The 15,425-nt window shown below is 67.4% G+C and carries 16 protein-coding genes and 1 pseudogene; 6 read left to right on the plus strand and 11 right to left on the minus strand.

The window, feature by feature from the left end; genetic code table 11:
* Positions 1-228 precede the first annotated feature (228 nt).
* Positions 229-570: pseudogene (locus tag ASF65_RS21945) on the plus strand (cell wall hydrolase); the annotation flags it as partial.
* A 250-nt stretch (positions 571-820) separates the two neighbouring features.
* On the opposite strand, the gene ASF65_RS00605 reads toward ASF65_RS21945, so the two are convergent.
* The gene (locus ASF65_RS00605; RefSeq protein ID WP_055883636.1) at positions 821-1,669 is read right to left on the minus strand and encodes an oxidoreductase; all 849 of its coding nucleotides are present in this window, start codon (positions 1,667-1,669) and stop codon (positions 821-823) included.
* A gap of 172 nt (positions 1,670-1,841) precedes the next feature.
* Here ASF65_RS00605 and ASF65_RS00610 point away from each other — a divergent pair, with 172 nt between their 5' ends.
* Positions 1,842-2,756, plus strand: coding sequence for a D-alanyl-D-alanine carboxypeptidase family protein (locus ASF65_RS00610; protein ID WP_055883637.1), 915 nt, complete (start codon positions 1,842-1,844; stop codon positions 2,754-2,756).
* A 4-nt stretch (positions 2,757-2,760) separates the two neighbouring features.
* Here ASF65_RS00610 and ASF65_RS00615 read toward each other — a convergent pair whose 3' ends face one another.
* Positions 2,761-3,552 (minus strand): SDR family oxidoreductase, encoded by a 792-nt coding sequence (locus ASF65_RS00615; RefSeq protein WP_055883640.1) that lies wholly within the window; start codon positions 3,550-3,552, stop codon positions 2,761-2,763.
* A 94-nt stretch (positions 3,553-3,646) separates the two neighbouring features.
* On the minus strand, positions 3,647-4,312 hold the full coding sequence (locus ASF65_RS00620) for a sulfite oxidase-like oxidoreductase (RefSeq protein ID WP_055883643.1): 666 nt from the start codon (positions 4,310-4,312) through the stop codon (positions 3,647-3,649).
* Between the two features lie 98 nt (positions 4,313-4,410).
* Here ASF65_RS00620 and ASF65_RS00625 point away from each other — a divergent pair, with 98 nt between their 5' ends.
* The 4 genes from ASF65_RS00625 (at position 4,411) to ASF65_RS00640 (ending at position 6,461) form a co-directional block, all read left to right on the plus strand.
* Positions 4,411-4,815, plus strand: coding sequence for a hypothetical protein (locus ASF65_RS00625; protein WP_156369117.1), 405 nt, complete (start codon positions 4,411-4,413; stop codon positions 4,813-4,815).
* 72 nt (positions 4,816-4,887) lie between these two features.
* Positions 4,888-5,226, plus strand: a complete 339-nt coding sequence (locus tag ASF65_RS00630) for a four-helix bundle copper-binding protein (RefSeq protein WP_055884920.1) — start codon at positions 4,888-4,890, stop codon at positions 5,224-5,226.
* Positions 5,223-5,639, plus strand: a complete 417-nt coding sequence (locus ASF65_RS00635) for a DUF305 domain-containing protein (RefSeq protein WP_082505074.1) — start codon at positions 5,223-5,225, stop codon at positions 5,637-5,639. The genes ASF65_RS00630 and ASF65_RS00635 overlap by 4 nt, the downstream gene beginning before the upstream one ends.
* A gap of 78 nt (positions 5,640-5,717) precedes the next feature.
* The gene (locus ASF65_RS00640; protein WP_082505075.1) at positions 5,718-6,461 is read left to right on the plus strand and encodes a phosphatase PAP2 family protein; all 744 of its coding nucleotides are present in this window, start codon (positions 5,718-5,720) and stop codon (positions 6,459-6,461) included.
* Between the two features lie 84 nt (positions 6,462-6,545).
* On the opposite strand, the gene ASF65_RS00645 is transcribed toward ASF65_RS00640, so the two are convergent.
* From ASF65_RS00645 to ASF65_RS00680, 8 genes are all read right to left on the minus strand, one after another.
* Entirely contained in the window at positions 6,546-7,649 is a 1,104-nt protein-coding gene (locus ASF65_RS00645) for a substrate-binding domain-containing protein (protein ID WP_055883652.1), read from the minus strand.
* Positions 7,650-7,718: 69 nt separating this feature from the next.
* A complete protein-coding gene (locus ASF65_RS00650; protein WP_055883653.1) occupies positions 7,719-8,663 on the minus strand; it encodes an ABC transporter permease in 945 nt (314 codons plus the stop codon).
* A 14-nt stretch (positions 8,664-8,677) separates the two neighbouring features.
* Positions 8,678-9,631: an ABC transporter permease gene (locus ASF65_RS00655; protein WP_055883656.1), complete on the minus strand. Its 954-nt coding sequence runs from the start codon at positions 9,629-9,631 to the stop codon at positions 8,678-8,680.
* Positions 9,628-11,136, minus strand: coding sequence for a sugar ABC transporter ATP-binding protein (locus tag ASF65_RS00660; protein WP_055883659.1), 1,509 nt, complete (start codon positions 11,134-11,136; stop codon positions 9,628-9,630). The genes ASF65_RS00655 and ASF65_RS00660 overlap by 4 nt, the downstream gene beginning before the upstream one ends.
* The gene (locus ASF65_RS00665; protein WP_055883663.1) at positions 11,126-11,851 is read right to left on the minus strand and encodes an SDR family oxidoreductase; all 726 of its coding nucleotides are present in this window, start codon (positions 11,849-11,851) and stop codon (positions 11,126-11,128) included. The genes ASF65_RS00660 and ASF65_RS00665 overlap by 11 nt, the downstream gene beginning before the upstream one ends.
* A 39-nt stretch (positions 11,852-11,890) precedes the next feature.
* Complete coding sequence (locus tag ASF65_RS00670; RefSeq protein WP_055883666.1) at positions 11,891-12,976, minus strand: NAD(P)-dependent alcohol dehydrogenase; 1,086 nt, start codon at positions 12,974-12,976, stop codon at positions 11,891-11,893.
* A 109-nt stretch (positions 12,977-13,085) separates the two neighbouring features.
* A complete protein-coding gene (locus ASF65_RS00675) occupies positions 13,086-14,021 on the minus strand; it encodes an AraC family transcriptional regulator (protein ID WP_055883669.1) in 936 nt (311 codons plus the stop codon).
* Positions 14,018-15,424: an FGGY family carbohydrate kinase gene (locus ASF65_RS00680; protein WP_055883672.1), complete on the minus strand. Its 1,407-nt coding sequence runs from the start codon at positions 15,422-15,424 to the stop codon at positions 14,018-14,020. Before ASF65_RS00680 ends, ASF65_RS00675 begins: the two co-directional genes overlap by 4 nt.
* Between the last annotated feature and the right edge of the window lies 1 nt (position 15,425).

Here is a 15,425-nt window from a genome sequence, read left to right on the forward strand (position 1 = left end):
TCTTTAGCCTCGATAGACGTCTCGAAGGGCCGTCCCGCCACCCGGCAGGGCGGCCCTTTCGCATCCGAAAGGTTCAACGGCTTCTTAAGCTTCCCCGGCGAAATTCACCCGACGTTGCAAGCGGGCCGCAGGATGTCTCGGAGCCGAAGCCTTTTCCTGATTCTCGCCCTTGGCGCACTTGGCACGGCCGGCGGCTGCGCGCGGATGGAGCCGCGGATGGGCGCCGAGGAATGCCTCGCGCGCGCCATGTATTTCGAGTCCAACCGCTCGTCCGAGGCCGGCATGCTGGCGGTCGGCACAGTGGTGATGAACCGGCTTGAATCCGGCAGGTATCCGAAATCGGTCTGCGGCGTCGTCGGACAGAAGAACCAGTTCGCCCCCGGCGTCCTGTCGAAGCCGATGGGCAAGGGGCGGGACCTTGCCACGAAGACCGCGCGTCAGGTCCTGCGTGGGGCTCGGCATTCCGAGGTGCAGAAGGCGATGTTCTTCCACACGGCCGGCTATTCCTACCCCTATTCCAATATGCACTACGTCACGATCCAGGGCGGCAACTCGTTCTACGAGAAGCGCAGGAACGCGACGTCGACACAGTCGATGGTGGCCGAGCGGATCGCGGCCGAGAAGGAAGGCCGACTGCCGTTCACGCCGCCCGAGCGGACCTTGGCCGCCGCGCAGGCGCCGGCACCCGCCGTGATGCGGGCGCCGGTCCGGCAGAGCCGCATCGCCCGGCAGATGGTGCAGCCGGCCCCGGCGGCACCGGCTGCGCTCGACGCCATGAGCATCGAAGACCTGATCCAGCAGAACGGCGGATGAGGCGCCTTCAGGCGTCCGGGAAGTCGGCGGACAGGCTGAGGTCCTTCAATCCCTCGATCTCGGCGAGCCTCTGCTTCAGCTTCGCCGTCACGCCGTCATAGGCGACCTTGCCGAGCACGAGGTGGCGCGGCGCCTTGTCCATTTCGGTGATGCGGATCATCGCTTCGCCCGCGCGCACGGGATCGCCGGCCTGCTTGCCGCTGATCTCGGAGGTGGACTTGAGCCGTGCGCCCGCCGTGTCGGCGTATTCGGCGATCGCGTTCGGCGTCTGCCGCAGCGAGCGGCCGGCCCAGTCGGTGCGGAAGGGGCCGGGCGCGACGCACGTCACCTGAATGCCGATCGGCGCGCCCTCGGCCGCCAGCGCATCGGAGAAGCCCTCCACCGCATGCTTCGTCGCGGCATAGTAGCCCGAACCCGGGAAGCCGATGAACCCGGCCTGCGAGGTGAGGTTGAGGATCCGGCCGGACCGCTGACGGCGCATGATCGGCAGCACGGCGCGCGTCATCGCGAAGAGGCCGAACACGTTGGCGTCGAATTGCTCGCGGATCTCCGCGTCGTCGCCTTCCTCGATCGAGGCCTGGTAGCCGTAGCCCGCATTGTTGACGAGAACGTTGATCCGTCCGAACCGCTCTTCCGTCGCCTTCACGGCGGCATCGATCGCCACGCGATCGGTCACGTCGAGCGACAGGGCCAAGACACGGTCCTCGGCGAGATCGGTCAGGCTCTGCAGGCGCGCCTTGTCGCGCGCCGTGGCGACGAGGCGCCAGCCCCGCGCGATCACCAGCTTGGCGAGTTCGTGGCCGAAGCCGGTAGAGCAGCCGGTGATAAACCAGACGGGCGTTTCGATGGAGGACATGGGCGGGTCTTTCGATCGCGAAAAATGAAAACCGTTTGTTCGATCCCGGTATCTGGGAGCACCGCGCGCGACGGCCAGCGGCATCGGGTCACCCGGCTGCTACGGCAAGCTTACTGAAACGTTTGCCGTGCTACTCGATATCGAACGATTGCATTCAGCCGGATTTCAGCCCTTGTCGTCGAACCGTCCCGGCCGCCCGGCCTTCGTCCGCCGCCTGCGCATCGCGTCCGCCCTCGCTCTGTCCGTCGCGCTGGCCTCGTGCCAGTCGATGGACTTGTCGCGCAGCGATGTGCGCGCCGGCCTTATTCCGCCGACCAAAGCGCCGGCCCTCATGGTCGGGGCCGAGGCCGTCGCCGAGCGGATGCCGGCCTCGATCGTGGTCGACATGGACACGGGCCGGGTCCTCCAGGCGGACGACCCGGATGGCCTCCGCCATCCTGCGTCGCTGACCAAGCTGATGACCCTCTACATGCTGTTCGAGGCGATCGAGGCCAAGCGCATCGGGCTCGACGACGCGATGCCGGTCACCGCCTTCGCGGCCTCGCGCGCGCCCTCGAAGCTCGGGCTACGGCCGGGCGACACGATCCGGGTGCGCGACGCGATGTTCGGGCTGGCGGTGAAATCCGCCAACGACGTGGCGTCCGTCGTCGCCGAGACGCTCGGCGGCACCGACGACGCGTTCGCCCTTGCCATGACCCGCAAGGCGCGCTCGCTCGGCATGACGCGCACCAACTTCGCCAATCCGAGCGGACTGCCGGACGAGGCGCAGATCTCGACCGCGCGCGACATGGCTCGACTAGGCTACGAGATCCGCAAGCGCTTTCCGCAGTACGCCTCGCTCTACAAGACCGAGGGCTTCGACTACGGCGGGCGCCACTACGCGGCGACGAACAAGCTGCTCGGCCGGGTGGCCGGCGTCGACGGAATGAAGACCGGCTTCGTCAACGCGTCCGGCTTCAACCTCGTCGCCAGCGCGCGGCGCAACGGGCGGGGCGTCATCGTCGTGGTGCTGGGCGGGCGCACGGGGCGCGAGCGGGACGCCAGCGTCGAGGCGCTGATCGACACCTATCTCGGCCCCGCAAGCTGAGGGCTCAGAGACCCTTCTGCATGCCGCCGTCGACGAAGTAGGTCGAGCCGATCGAATAGGTCGCCTTGTCCGAGCACAGGAAGACGAAGAAATTGGCGAGTTCCTCGGGCGTACCGAAGCGCTTGATCGGCGCATGCTCGTCGGCGACGCCCTGGAGGTAGCCCTCCCAGTCGCCGCCGGAATTCTCGGTCAGCTGGCGCGCCGTCTTCTTCCAGTCGGGCGTGAGGATGAGGCCGGGATTGATGCAGTTGACGCGGATGTTGTCGCCGACGACCTCGGTCGCGAGGCATTTCGAGAACATCATCAGCGCCGACTTCGTGACGTTGTAGATCGGCTCGTACCATAGCGGCTGGACCGCGCAGATCGAGGCGTTGTGCAGGATCACCCCGCCGCCGCGTCGGCGCATCTGCGGGATGACGCCGCGCGCGAGACGCACGGCGGCCATGACATGCAGGTCCCAGTAAGCCTGCCACTTGTCGTCGGGCGCGTCCATCACCGTCTCGTTGGAGCCGGTGCCGGCATTGTTGATCAGGATGTCGGTCCCGCCGAAGCGCTCCTCGGCTGCCCGGATGATCGCATCGACACCTTCGGTCGTTGACACGTCGGCTTCGACGCCGAGCGCCTCGACGCCGTGTGCGCCTGCGATGCGCTCCGCTTCCGCCTCGGCCCGCTCGCGGCCCCGCGCGGCGAGGATGACGTTGGCGCCTTCCGCCGCCAACCCTTCCGCCACCGCCAGCCCGATGCCGACCGAGCCGCCGGTGATGACCGCGACCTTGCCCTTCAGACCCATGTCCATTCGTCTGCCCTCCCGCGCGGCCCTCCCGGCCGAATCGTCGGGCGATTGTGGGCCGGGGAGGGGCGGGAAGGCCAGCGGCAAGCCGGCGACTTCGTTAGTCGGAGTAGCGCTCTTCCGTCCAAGGGTCGCCACGGTTGTGATACCCGCGCACCTCCCAGTAGCCCGGCTGGTCCGCGGTGCGGAACTCGATCGAGCGCAGCCATTTGGCGCTCTTCCAGAGGTAGAGATGCGGCACCAGCAGCCGCACCGGCCCGCCGTGCTCCTTCGTGAGCGGTCGCCCTTCCCACGAATGGACCAGCATCGCATCGGGCGCGGCGAAATCGGAGAGCGGCAGGTTGGTCGTGTAGCCGTCGTAGGATCCCAGCACCACGAAGGCTGCATCCTCGCGCGGGCGGACGGCTGCCATCAGGTCGCGCGTCGACACGCCCGCCCAACGATTGTCATAGCGCGACCAGGTGGTCACGCAGTGCATGTCGGTGGTCTCCTCGGTCTGCGGTTGGCTTTGGAAACGGGCCCAGTCCCAGATCTGCGGATCTTCCACCGCGCCGTTGATCTGCAGGCGCCAGCGCTCTGTCGAGACGTCCGGCTGAAGGCCGAGGTCGAGGACCGGCCAGTTCTTGACGAGATGCTGGCCCGGCGGCAGGCGGTCGCTTTCGGGACGCTCTTGCCGCCCCGTCAGAAACCGGCCGAGCCGGGCCCATTCCTGCTTGGTGCGGGTCAGTTTGGATTCGGGCGGGGTATCGTCCGGCGTATCGGCCATCGTGGCCTCCGTTGCTGTTGCTGGCGGAGAGATGGAGTGCGCGCGCCGCAAGTTCAGCCTCAGGCCGCAAACGTCTCGCGGACGCATCGTCCCTTGAAATGGTCCGCGAGCTTGGCACCTTGTGGACCATGGGCTGGCGTGACGCGAAAACATCATCAGTTTGCTGGCGGCAGGTTCTGTCGACACTGATGGTGCTGGTCTTCGCCTTCGCCTACGGCACGCCGACGATCAGGGCCGCACATGCCCACCCGATCGAACGCGCGTCGCATAGCGGTTGTCCGGACACGGCAGCCCTTCGAACGAAGAGTTCGCCGCCGGGACACAACGGTACGACCGCCAGCTGCTGCGTCGCGCACTGTCTGCCGGCGGTTCCCCTCCTGTCGGTGGACGACACCTTCGACCGCTGGCCGATGACGGTCAGCACGTCGATGCCGGACGAGGCCGGGGAGGGGCGAACCGTCGCGGTGCCGCTGCCGCCTCCGCGACGGAGCGGGCGCATCTGACGACCGCTGCCGGTGGGCGCGAAGGCGCGTCCGACGACCGGCATCCCAGATTTCAGTTTCGAAAGCGAAACCATGACCCCTCATCCGCAAGACATGCAGGCCTGCATCGACGCCTGCCTCGCCTGCTACCGAACATGCCTCTCGACCGCCATGCATCACTGCCTCGAGGCCGGCGGAGACCACACCGAACCCGCGCACTTTCGCCTGATGGCGGCCTGCGCCGAGATGTGCCGGGCGTCGGCCCATATCATGCTGACGGGATCGGACGCCCATCGACATTCCTGCGCGGCCTGCGCCGACATCTGCTCGGCCTGCGCCGACGACTGCGAACGGGTCGGCGGCATGGCCGAATGCGTGCGCGCGTGCCGAGAGTGCGCGGAGCACTGCCGGCGGATGGGAGCCATGCAATGAGCCGCGCGCCTCTGCTTCTCGCTCTCGCCCTCTTCGCGGCAGCGCCGCTCGTGGCCACCCGGGCCCAGGATCCATCTGAGCCCGCTGGGAGCCACGGCGCCATGGACCATGACGCGATGGGACACGGCGCACCGTCGCAACCCGGCAGCCCGACGGCGAGCCAGCGCATGATGCGGGCGATGGACACGATGCATCAGGCGATGGCGCAGGAGCCGATGACCGGGCGACCGGGGCTCGACTTCGCCCGCATGATGATCCCGCACCACCAGAGCGCCATCGACATGGCGCGCGCCTATCTCGACAGCGGCGAGAACGATCCGACGCTGACCCGGATTTCGCGTGACGTCATCTCCTCGCAGGAGAAAGAGATCGCCGAACTGCGGGCCTGGATCGAGGCCAACAAGGGACGATAGTCGTCCCGACCGGGCGGACGGATCGATGGGTCCGCCCGCCCACTCGCCCACTCCAGCGCGCGACATATGTTGCCGCGAATGGAACCGACCCCGCCCGCCTCCCGCCTGTCGCCCCGGCGTCCCGATCTCGGACGCATCCCGATCCTGCGGAAGGTGGAGGTTCGGGGGCTCGCCTTCTTCGGCATCATCTCCGCATCGCTCTTCGGCTTCCTCACCATCGCCAGCGAAATGCGGGAAGGGGAAACCCACGCGTTCGACGATGCGATCCTGCGGGCGCTGCGCAGCCCGACCGATCCGGCGGATCCGATCGGCCCGTTCTGGGTCGAAGCCATCATGCGGGACCTGACCGCGCTCGGCGGATACACGGTCCTCTCGCTCATCCTCCTTCTGGCGGTTACCTATCTTCTGATGAAGGGCAAGCGCGCCTCCGCCCTGATGATGGCCGTTGCCGTCGTGGGAGGCGTGATCCTCTCCAACCTCCTGAAGATCGGGTTCGACCGGCAGCGACCGGACGTCGTGGCCCATCTCGTCGACGTCCACAGCCTCAGCTTCCCCAGTGGCCACGCGATGCTGTCGGCGGTCACCTACCTGACGCTCGGCGCACTGCTTGCCCGGTCGGAGCGTGGGATCGTCATGCGCGCCTATTTCATGGGGGTCGCGATCGTGCTGACGCTCCTGATCGGATCGAGCCGCGTCTATCTCGGCGTGCACTATCCCACCGATGTGCTGGCCGGATGGTGCGCCGGGTCGGCTTGGGCCTTCCTGTGCTGGTGGATGGCGCGGTGGCTCCAACATCGCGGCAGCGTCGAGCCGAGTTCCTGACAGGGTGCCTTTCAGCCTCTCGCCAAACGCAAACGGCGTCGGTTCCCGGAGGAACCGACGCCGCTTTTGCGAGGCAGCTTCGCCTTAGAAGTCGAAGTTGTTGATGTCGGCCTTGGTGAAGACCTTCGGCGCGCCGAGCAGAATCTGGCTCTGGTTGACGATCTGGAGGTCGCCGAGGCGGCCGGCCTTGAAGGTCGTGTCACCCAGCTTCAGCGTGCCGTCGGCCACCGCCCGCATCGCCATGCCGGCGGCGTAGCCGAGGTCGACGGTCGACCAGAGGATGGTCGACTTGATGCAGTCGTTGTTGATGTAAGGCTTCATCGCATTGGGCAGCGCGAGGCCGACCACCGAGACCTTGCCGCACAGGTTCTGCTGCTGCACCGCTTCCGAGGCGGCCGGCGTCGCGACCGACGTCATGCCGAGGATGCCCTTCAGCTCGTCGCCGTACTTGTTGATCAGCGTCTGCGCCTGGTTGAAGGACAGGATGTTGTCCTCCTGCGCCTCGACCGTCTCGAGGAACTTGATCTTCGGGTGGCACTTCTCGGCGTAGGCCGCCATCTCGGTGATCCAGCGCGCCTGATTGGGCGTGGTGAAGGTCGAGGTGACGATCGCGAACGAGCCTTCCTCGCCGATCTCGGAGGCGAGCTGGTCGATCATCGACTTGGCGACGCCGTTCGGCTCGGCCTGGTTCACGAACCACTGGCGGGCGTCGGCTTCGGCATCGGCGTCATAGCCGACGACGTTGATGCCGGCTTCCAGCGCGCGCTTCAGCACCGGCGCGATGGCGACCGGGTCGTTCGCGGCGAACAAGATGCCGTCGACGCCCGACGTGATGTAATTGTCGATGAAGGTGATCTGCTCGTCGATGTTCGCCTTGGTCGGACCGTCGGTGGTGACGGTCATCGAACCGAGCTCCTTGGCAGCCTCCTGGATGCCGGCCGCCGTCGAGTTGAAGTAGCCGACGCCGACGAGCTTCGGAATGTCGACGACTTTCAGGGGCTTGCCCTTGCGGTCGGGCGCGCCGGTCGGCACGCCGCCGTTGTAGTCGCCGGGCGGCACGGCCGTGACGCTGGCGTCGCAGGCCAGCGGGTTGGCGGGCTGGTCGTCGCCGCCGGTCCAGGCGCTCTGCGCCATGGCCGGTGCGGTCAGAAGGCTGGTGCCGACGAGAATTGCCAGAAGGGTGCGCATGCCGTTGTCTCCTCCACGATGACGTTGGGCTGGTCTTCAGTCCCGGCCGCTGCCGGCCGGAGCAGTGCCTCAGTCGCCGGAATAGCGGCTGAGGAAGTTCGAGATGAGCACGGCTGCGATCAGCACGGCTCCGATGATGACGATGGTGCCGTCGCCTCGAACACCCGAAAGCGCGAGGCCGTTCTTCAGGACCTGGACGAGGCAGAGGCCGAGCAGCGTGCCGACGACGAGGCCGCGCCCGCCGAAGATCGAGGTGCCGCCGAGCACCACCGCGGTGATGACGTCGAGCTCGATGCCCGACCCCATGTCCGAGCGCGTGGTCGACACGCGGCTGACGAAGACGACGGCTGCGAGCGCCGAGACGAAGCCGGAAGCGGCGTAGATCCAGAGCTTGGTCTTCGCGACATCGATGCCGGAGAAGGCCGCGCCCGCCTCGTTGTTGCCGATGGCATAGGTCGCCCGACCGAAGGCCGTGTAGCGCAGGATGAAGAACCCCGCGAAGGCGACGATGGCCAGAAGCCAGAGCTGCGTCGGAACGCCGAACACGTCGCCCTGTCCGAGTTCGAAGAACCATTTCGGATAGCCGCGGATCGACTGCGCCTGACTGATGCCTTCGGCAAGGCCGCGATAGAGGGCGAGCGTCGCCAGCGTGGCGATCAGCGGCGGCACGCGGAAGCGCGTGATGATGAGCCCGTTGACGAAGCCCGCCAGCGTTCCCACCACCATGGACAGGCCGACGGCGACGGGAAGCGGCAGCCCAAGCGTCTTCCAGAAGACACCGATGAGGATCGCGCAGAGGCCGAGGATCGAGCCGACCGACAAGTCGATGCCGCCGGTGACGATCACGAAGGTCATCACCACCGCGATCAGCCCGACCTCGGTGAGCAGCCGTCCTTGGTTGAGAAGGTTGGCCGCGGTGAAGAAGCGCTCGTTGTCGACGGCAAGGATCGCCAGCGCGAGCGCGAGGATCAGCGCGAGGATCGCCTCGTGGCGAAGGAGGGAGCGAAAGGTCATGGTTCTCTCCTCCCTCAGCTCGCTCGCCCGCGCCGCGCCATGTCGGCGAGCACCGTTGCGAGGATGAGGATGCCCTGCACCGCGCGTAGCCAGTAGGCCGACACGTTGAGGAAGATCAGCGACGAGCCGATGGCGGCAAAGAGGATGGCGGCGAGCGTCGAGCCGACCACGGTCCCGATGCCTCCGAGGATGGAGACGCCGCCGACCACCGACGCCGTGATGACTATGAGTTCGAGGCCGTTCGGGACGGTGGACTGGATCACCTGAAGCTGCGTGGCGAAGAGGATCGCGGCGACGCCGGCGATGAGCCCGTGCAGCGCGAAGACCTTCACGATCGTCGCCTTATAGGGAATGCCGGACGCCTCGGCCGCTTCCGGGTTGCCGCCGACCGCGTAGATGGCGCGGCCGAAGGCGGTCGAGCGCAGCATGAAGGCGAAGCCGATGGTCATGAGGATCATGAACCAGACCGGGGAGGGCACCTCGAAGAGGCGGAACTGCGCGAGCTGGAACGCGGGCGGAAGGCCGGAAATCCAGGCGCCGCCCGTCACCGTGATCAGGCCGCCCCGCAGGATGGAGAGCATGGCGAGCGTCGCGATGATCGACGGCACCTTGAGATAGGCGATCAGGGCGCCCAGCCCCGCGTTGACGACGCCGCCGATCAGGACCGGCAGGAGCCACGAGAGCCAGACGGGATAGCCGTTGGTCACGAGAATGCCCGACACGGTGGCCAGGACGCCGATCAGCGCGCCCACCGACACGTCGATATGGCCGGAGATGATGACCATCGACATGCCGATCGCGGCGACCGCGATGTAGGCATTGCCGACGAAGATCGAGGTCAAGTTGTTCTGCGAGATGAAGCGCGGGTTGATCCAGCCGACCACGAGGAAGAGCGCAGCGATCGCAACGACCAGCAGCAGCTCCTGGCCGGACGACGACAGGCGGCGGGAAAGCGTCGGGCCCTTCATGCCGCGTGTCCCGTCATCATGGCGGTGCCGACAGCGTCGGGCGTGGCGTCGGCGCGGTCGAGGATCGCCGTCATCCGCCCGCCGTTCATCACGAGGACACGGTCGCTCATGCCGAGCACCTCGGGCAGTTCGCTCGAGATCATGATGATGGCGAGCCCCTGGCGCGCGAGCTGGTTCATGAGCTTGTGGATCTCGGTCTTGGCGCCGACGTCGACGCCACGCGTCGGCTCGTCGAGGATGAGGATGCGCGGGTCGGTGGCCAGCCACTTGGCGATGACGACCTTCTGCTGATTGCCGCCCGAAAGCTGGGCGACGACCTGACCCGGACCGCGGGCGCGGATGGCGAACCGCTTGATGGCGTCTTCGGCCAGCGCCTTCTCGCGCGCCGTGTCCACAACCGAGCGGCGCGTCAGGCGGTCGAGGATCGCCATCGAGACGTTCTCGCGGATGGTCTGCGGCCGGACGAGGCCGTGCTGGGCCCGGTCTTCGGGCACGTAGGCGATGCGCTTGTCGATCGCCTCACGCACGCTGCCGACCTTCACCGGCTTGCCGTCGATCAGGATCTCGCCCGACGTCGCGGGCGTCACGCCGAAGATCGTCTGCGCGAGTTCCGTGCGGCCCGAGCCCACGAGGCCCGCGATGCCAAGGATTTCGCCGGCGCGCACGGAGAAGGACACGTCGCGCACCTTGCCGGCGTGGGCGAGGTCGCGCACCTCGAGCACCGTCTCGCCGATCGGGATGTCTTCCTTCGGGAACAGTTCGTCGATATCGCGCCCGACCATCATCGAGACGAGGCTGGCCTCGGTGACCTCGCCGACGGGCTTCGTCGCGATCGTCTTGCCGTCGCGCAGCACGGTGACGCGGTCGGAGATCTCGAAGATCTCGTTCATGCGATGGCTGACGTAGATGATGCCGACCCCTTGCGCGCGTAAGGAGCGCACGACGTCGAGGAGGCGCCGGACGTCGGCTTCCGCGAGCGCTGCGGTCGGCTCGTCCATGATCAGGGCGCGCGCGTTCTTCGACAGGGCGCGTGCGATCTCGACGCGCTGGCGGTTGGCGACCGAGAGTTTCGAGACGGTCTCGTCGACGTCGAGATCCGGGCAGTCGAGCCGGTCGAGGATTTCGCGTGCCCGGCGCCGCATGGTCGCCCAGTCGAGCGTGCCGCGGGCGGTGCGGGGCGCATGGCCGACGAAGATGTTCTCCGCGACGGTGAGCGCCGGAAACAGGAGGAGTTCCTGGTGGACCACGGCGATGCCCTGGTCCTGCGCGTCCCGCGGACCGTCCAGCCTGCGCGCCTGCCCGTCGATCTCGACGGTGCCCGCGTTCGGCTGGTGCGCACCCGACATGATGCGGATCATCGTCGACTTGCCGGCGCCGTTCTCACCCATCAGAGCGTGCACTTCGCCGGGACGAAGGTCGAAATCGACGCCTTTCAGCACCGAGACCGGCCCGAAGGCCTTCTCGATCCCGCGCAGCGCGATGATCGGCGCGACGTCAATTGACAAGGAAGCCCCCCTCGATCGGCATGGCGTGGCCGTGGATCATGGCGGCGGCATCCGAGAGCAGGAACAGGATGGTCTCGGCCACGTCTCCGGTCTCGGCGAAGCGGCCGACCGGGGTACGGGCCAGCATCGGTCCGCCCTTCTCCGGCGCGCTCCAGGCGACGCGCGCGAGCTCCGTCAGGGTGATGCCCGGGTTCACGGCGTTGACGCGGATGCGGTGGGGGCCGAGCTCGTTGGCCATCACGCGCGTCAGCCCGTCCAGCGCCCCCTTCGAGGCGCAGTAGGCGGCGTGGTCGCGAAAGCCGAGGAAGGACGAGATAGAGGACACGTTGACGATCGCAGCCGGCACCGCGCGCCGGATCACGTCGCGCGCGAAGACCTGGGAGACGATGGCAGCGGCGCGCACGTTGATCGCCTGAACCTCGTCGAAGGACTTGTCCTTCATCTCGAGGAACGGCTCGAGGATGTTGATCCCCGCACAGTTGACCAGGAGATCGGCCGGCAGCGCCTCTTCGGTCGCGCGGCGAGCCGCTGCGGCATTGCCGAGATCGACGGTGATCGTGCGGCAGCCGATCTCGGATGCCAGCGTTTCGAGATCGGAAGCCGTTCGCCCGAGCGCCACGACATCGGCGCCGCGCTCCGACAGGAGCGTCGCGACGTGGCGGCCGATGCCTTTTCCGGCACCGGTGACGATGGCGGTCCTACCTTTGAAGTTCATCCTCGTTCCTCCCGAACGCGGTGGATGGTGCGGGGTGGTTCAGTCCCCGATGCCCATCTCGATCTGCATCTTGACCTCGCCCTTGGGCGCCTTCGCCGCGAGCTCGAACGCCTCGACGCTCTGGTCGAACGTGAAGGTGCGGGTGATCAGCGGCGACACGTCGACGGCGCCGGACGCCAGCATCGCGACGCAGCGCGGAAACACATGGGCGTAGCGGAACACGTGCTCGACGCGCGCTTCCTTCAGCATCGCCTGCGAGACGTCGTAGGACGGGTTCGACAGGGGGATGCCGACGAACACCACGACGCCGCCGGGGCAAAGCGGCTCGAAGATCGTCGCGATGGCCTTTTCCGAGCCCGCGCATTCGTAGATCACGTCGGCGCCCCAGCCCTCGGTCCGCGCCTTCACGGCCTCGACGAGATTCTCGCGCGACACGTTGACGGTCGAGACCGAGCCGAGCTTGCGGGCGATCTCGAGCTTGGTGTCGTCGATGTCGGACACGATGACATGGGCGCAGCCGCCGGCGAGCGCCGCCAGCACCGTGACGAGGCCGATCGGCCCGGCGCCGATGACGACCGCGACGTTGCCGGGCGCCGCCTTGGCCTTGGTGACGGCGTGAACGCCGACGGCCAGGGGCTCGACCATCGCGGCGGCGGCAAACGACACGTTGTCCGGCAGCTTGAAGGTGAAGGCCTCGGGATGCACCACGCTCGGGCGCAACACGCCGTGCACCGGCGGGGTCGCCCAGAACTGGACGGCCGGGTCGAGATTGTAGAGCCCGAGGCGCGTCGCGCGGCTGTTGGGGTCGGGAATGCCCGGCTCCATGCAGACGCGGTCGCCCGGCTTCAGCGTCGTCACCGCCGAGCCGATCTCGGTCACGATGCCGGAGGCCTCATGGCCGAGGATCATGGGCTCGCGCACCACGAAGGGGCCGATGGCGCCGTGCGTGTAGTAATGGACGTCGGAGCCGCAGATCCCGACCGTGTGGATCGCGATGCGCACGTCGTGGGCGCCGAGCGTCTCCTCCACCGGGCAGTCGCGCAGCGCGAGCTTGTCCTTGGCCTCCAGAACCAGCGCTCGCTGGTCGCCCGCCGTGCTCGCCCTCAGTGCGTCGATGTTCCGCATGACCGACTCTCCCCCTTGATCCTCGTCCGTGCTGCCGAGACGCTAGGTGGCTTCCCACCAACCCGCGACGCCTCTACGCACGACATTCCAAACTTTTTTGGCCGATATATTAGGCGGCCCGCGTCTCGCCGGCGCGGTTGGTGCGGATGCGGCGCGACTCGTCCCGGTAGGCCGACGGGGTCTGCTGGCAGACCGCATAGAACTGCCGGTTGAAGTTGGCGGTGTTGTTGTAGCCGACGTCGTAGCAGATGCGGGTCACGGGCAGGTCGGTTCCGGTGAGAAGCGCGCAGGCTTGCTGGACGCGCATCCGGTTCACGTAAGACGTGAAGTTATGGCCCGTCTGGTGTTTGAAGAAGCGGGAAAACGCCGTCACCTCCATATTGCAGACCGCAGCAGCCTCCCCGAGGGAGATATCCGTGGCGTAGCGCTCGCTGATGAAAGCGATCACGCGGTCGAGGCGACGCGAGGCGGAGGTGTGGAGCCCGAGCGACGGTGCGTATCGCGCCAGAACCCGCCGCTCTTCCGGCCGGGCCGCAAGACCCGCCAGAAGCGACAGGAAGGACACCAGCCGCCCGGCGCCCCGTTGATGTTCCATGGCGCAAAGTTTTCTGCGTCCCTGCTCGGCCGTCTCGCCGAGGAACTCGACGCCGAACGCCGCGTCCCTCAGAAGGGCGCGAAGCTCGGAAAACTCGCTGAAGCCGTTGACCAGCGTGTCGCAGATTGCGGCGTCGAACTGAACGAGGACGTCGCGGTCGGGCAAGCGCGTGCCAGCGTCGAGATCGCTGATCCAGTTGTGCGGAAGATTGGGACCGGCGAGGACGAGGCAGCCCTCCTGGAACGGCCCGACATAGTCGCCGACCATCATTCGACCTGGCCCGGCGGTGACGAGATGCAACTCGTATTCGGGATGGCGATGCCATTTGGCGAGATGATGCGGGTAGTCGTGCTTGGCCCAGCGGATGCTTTCGCCGGGCCCACGCAGGATGATCTCGAGCGCCGGATCGTTGCTGATGGCCGGCGCGGCGTCCGGGCGATCGCAGGTCATGCCGTCTCCTCCAGACGAGATGCTCCAGCCGTCGCGCCCCATGCCGCACGATACCGGTCGAGATTCGGCAGGGGCCGATCGAGGATGGCGCGCTCGGCAGACGGTTGTATCGCAGCATCGGGGCCGAGCGCCAGAAGCGCTGCGCCCGCGCTCGTGCCCGTCCCCTCGGCCGGCGCTACGACGGGTCGCCCGGTCAATTCGCGCAGCGCTCTCAGATAAAGATCGTTTCGAGAAAACGGTCCTTCGACGATGGTCGGTCCGTCGGCACCGATGTTGCGCAGGACCGCGTCGGTCGAAAGCGCCGCGTAGAGACTTGCGGCCGCCGTGCGCTCGGCGTTGGACAGGGTGCGAGGGTCGACCGACCAGCCGCCCGGACCATGCGGAAAGGGGCCGCTCCCGCGCGTCTGGCCCGGCAGGGCCATGTTGGCGCGTTCGATCACGGACAGGACCGTCGATTCATCCGGCATTTCCGGTTGACCTTCGGTCAGCACGTCGAAGTCGCGTCCGCCCATGAAGATGCCGGACGGCACGGTGCGTCCGAAGGCGTCGGCATTGCCGAGCGTGCTGAGCGCGGGATCGAGCCGCACGCCGCGCCCCCCGATCGCGAAGCTCACGATCCACGTTCCGGTGGAGACGACCGAGAAGGGCGTCGACCGCGACAGGAGGTGCGGCAGGAGCGAGGCGTTGGAATCGTGGATGCCGCAGGCTACCGGAATGCGGCCCCTGTCGCCGAGACCCGCGCGATCGGCGATGTCCGGCAGGAGGGGCCCGAGCGTCTCGAAGGCCGAGCGCCGCTCGGGGAAGAGGGGGCGCCAGCCCATCGCGTCGACAAGCGAGGAATAGTCCTCTCGCTCGGCGGACCAGAGATCCGAGTGGCAGGCGAGCGAGGTCGTTTCGACCGCCGCGATGCCGGTCAGGCGCCATGCCCAGTATTGCGGGTAGGTGAGGATCCACCGCGTCCTGGCGAAGGCCTCGGGAAAGCGCGTCTGCAACCAGTAGAGTTGCCGCCCGACATTGAGGCCTTGCCCCATCGGCGGCGACAGGGTTTCGGAAAAGGCCGGACGCTCGGCGTCGTAGGCGTCGCTTTCCGGACCGGCGATGTCGAACTCGTAGTCGATCATCGGCAGGGTGAGGCCGTCACCGTCCACCAGCACGATCGAGGCGCCGTGCGTCGTGATCGCGATGGCGTCCAGCGGATATCCCTCCGCCACCTCGCCGAGCGACGCGACGACGAAGGCGAAGAGACGGTCTAGGTCGTAGTGCGGATAGGGCCCGTCGCGCCGCACCGTGTTGGCGGTCGAGCGGAACGCCAGATCGCGCCGTTCGGCGAGATCATGCAGCACCACCTTGGCGTTGGTCTTGCCGATATCGATGACGGCGACGTGACGGGCCGGGCGATCCATG

It is taken from the genome of Aureimonas sp. Leaf324 (genome assembly GCF_001423245.1).
Lineage (GTDB): Bacteria > Pseudomonadota > Alphaproteobacteria > Rhizobiales > Rhizobiaceae > Aureimonas.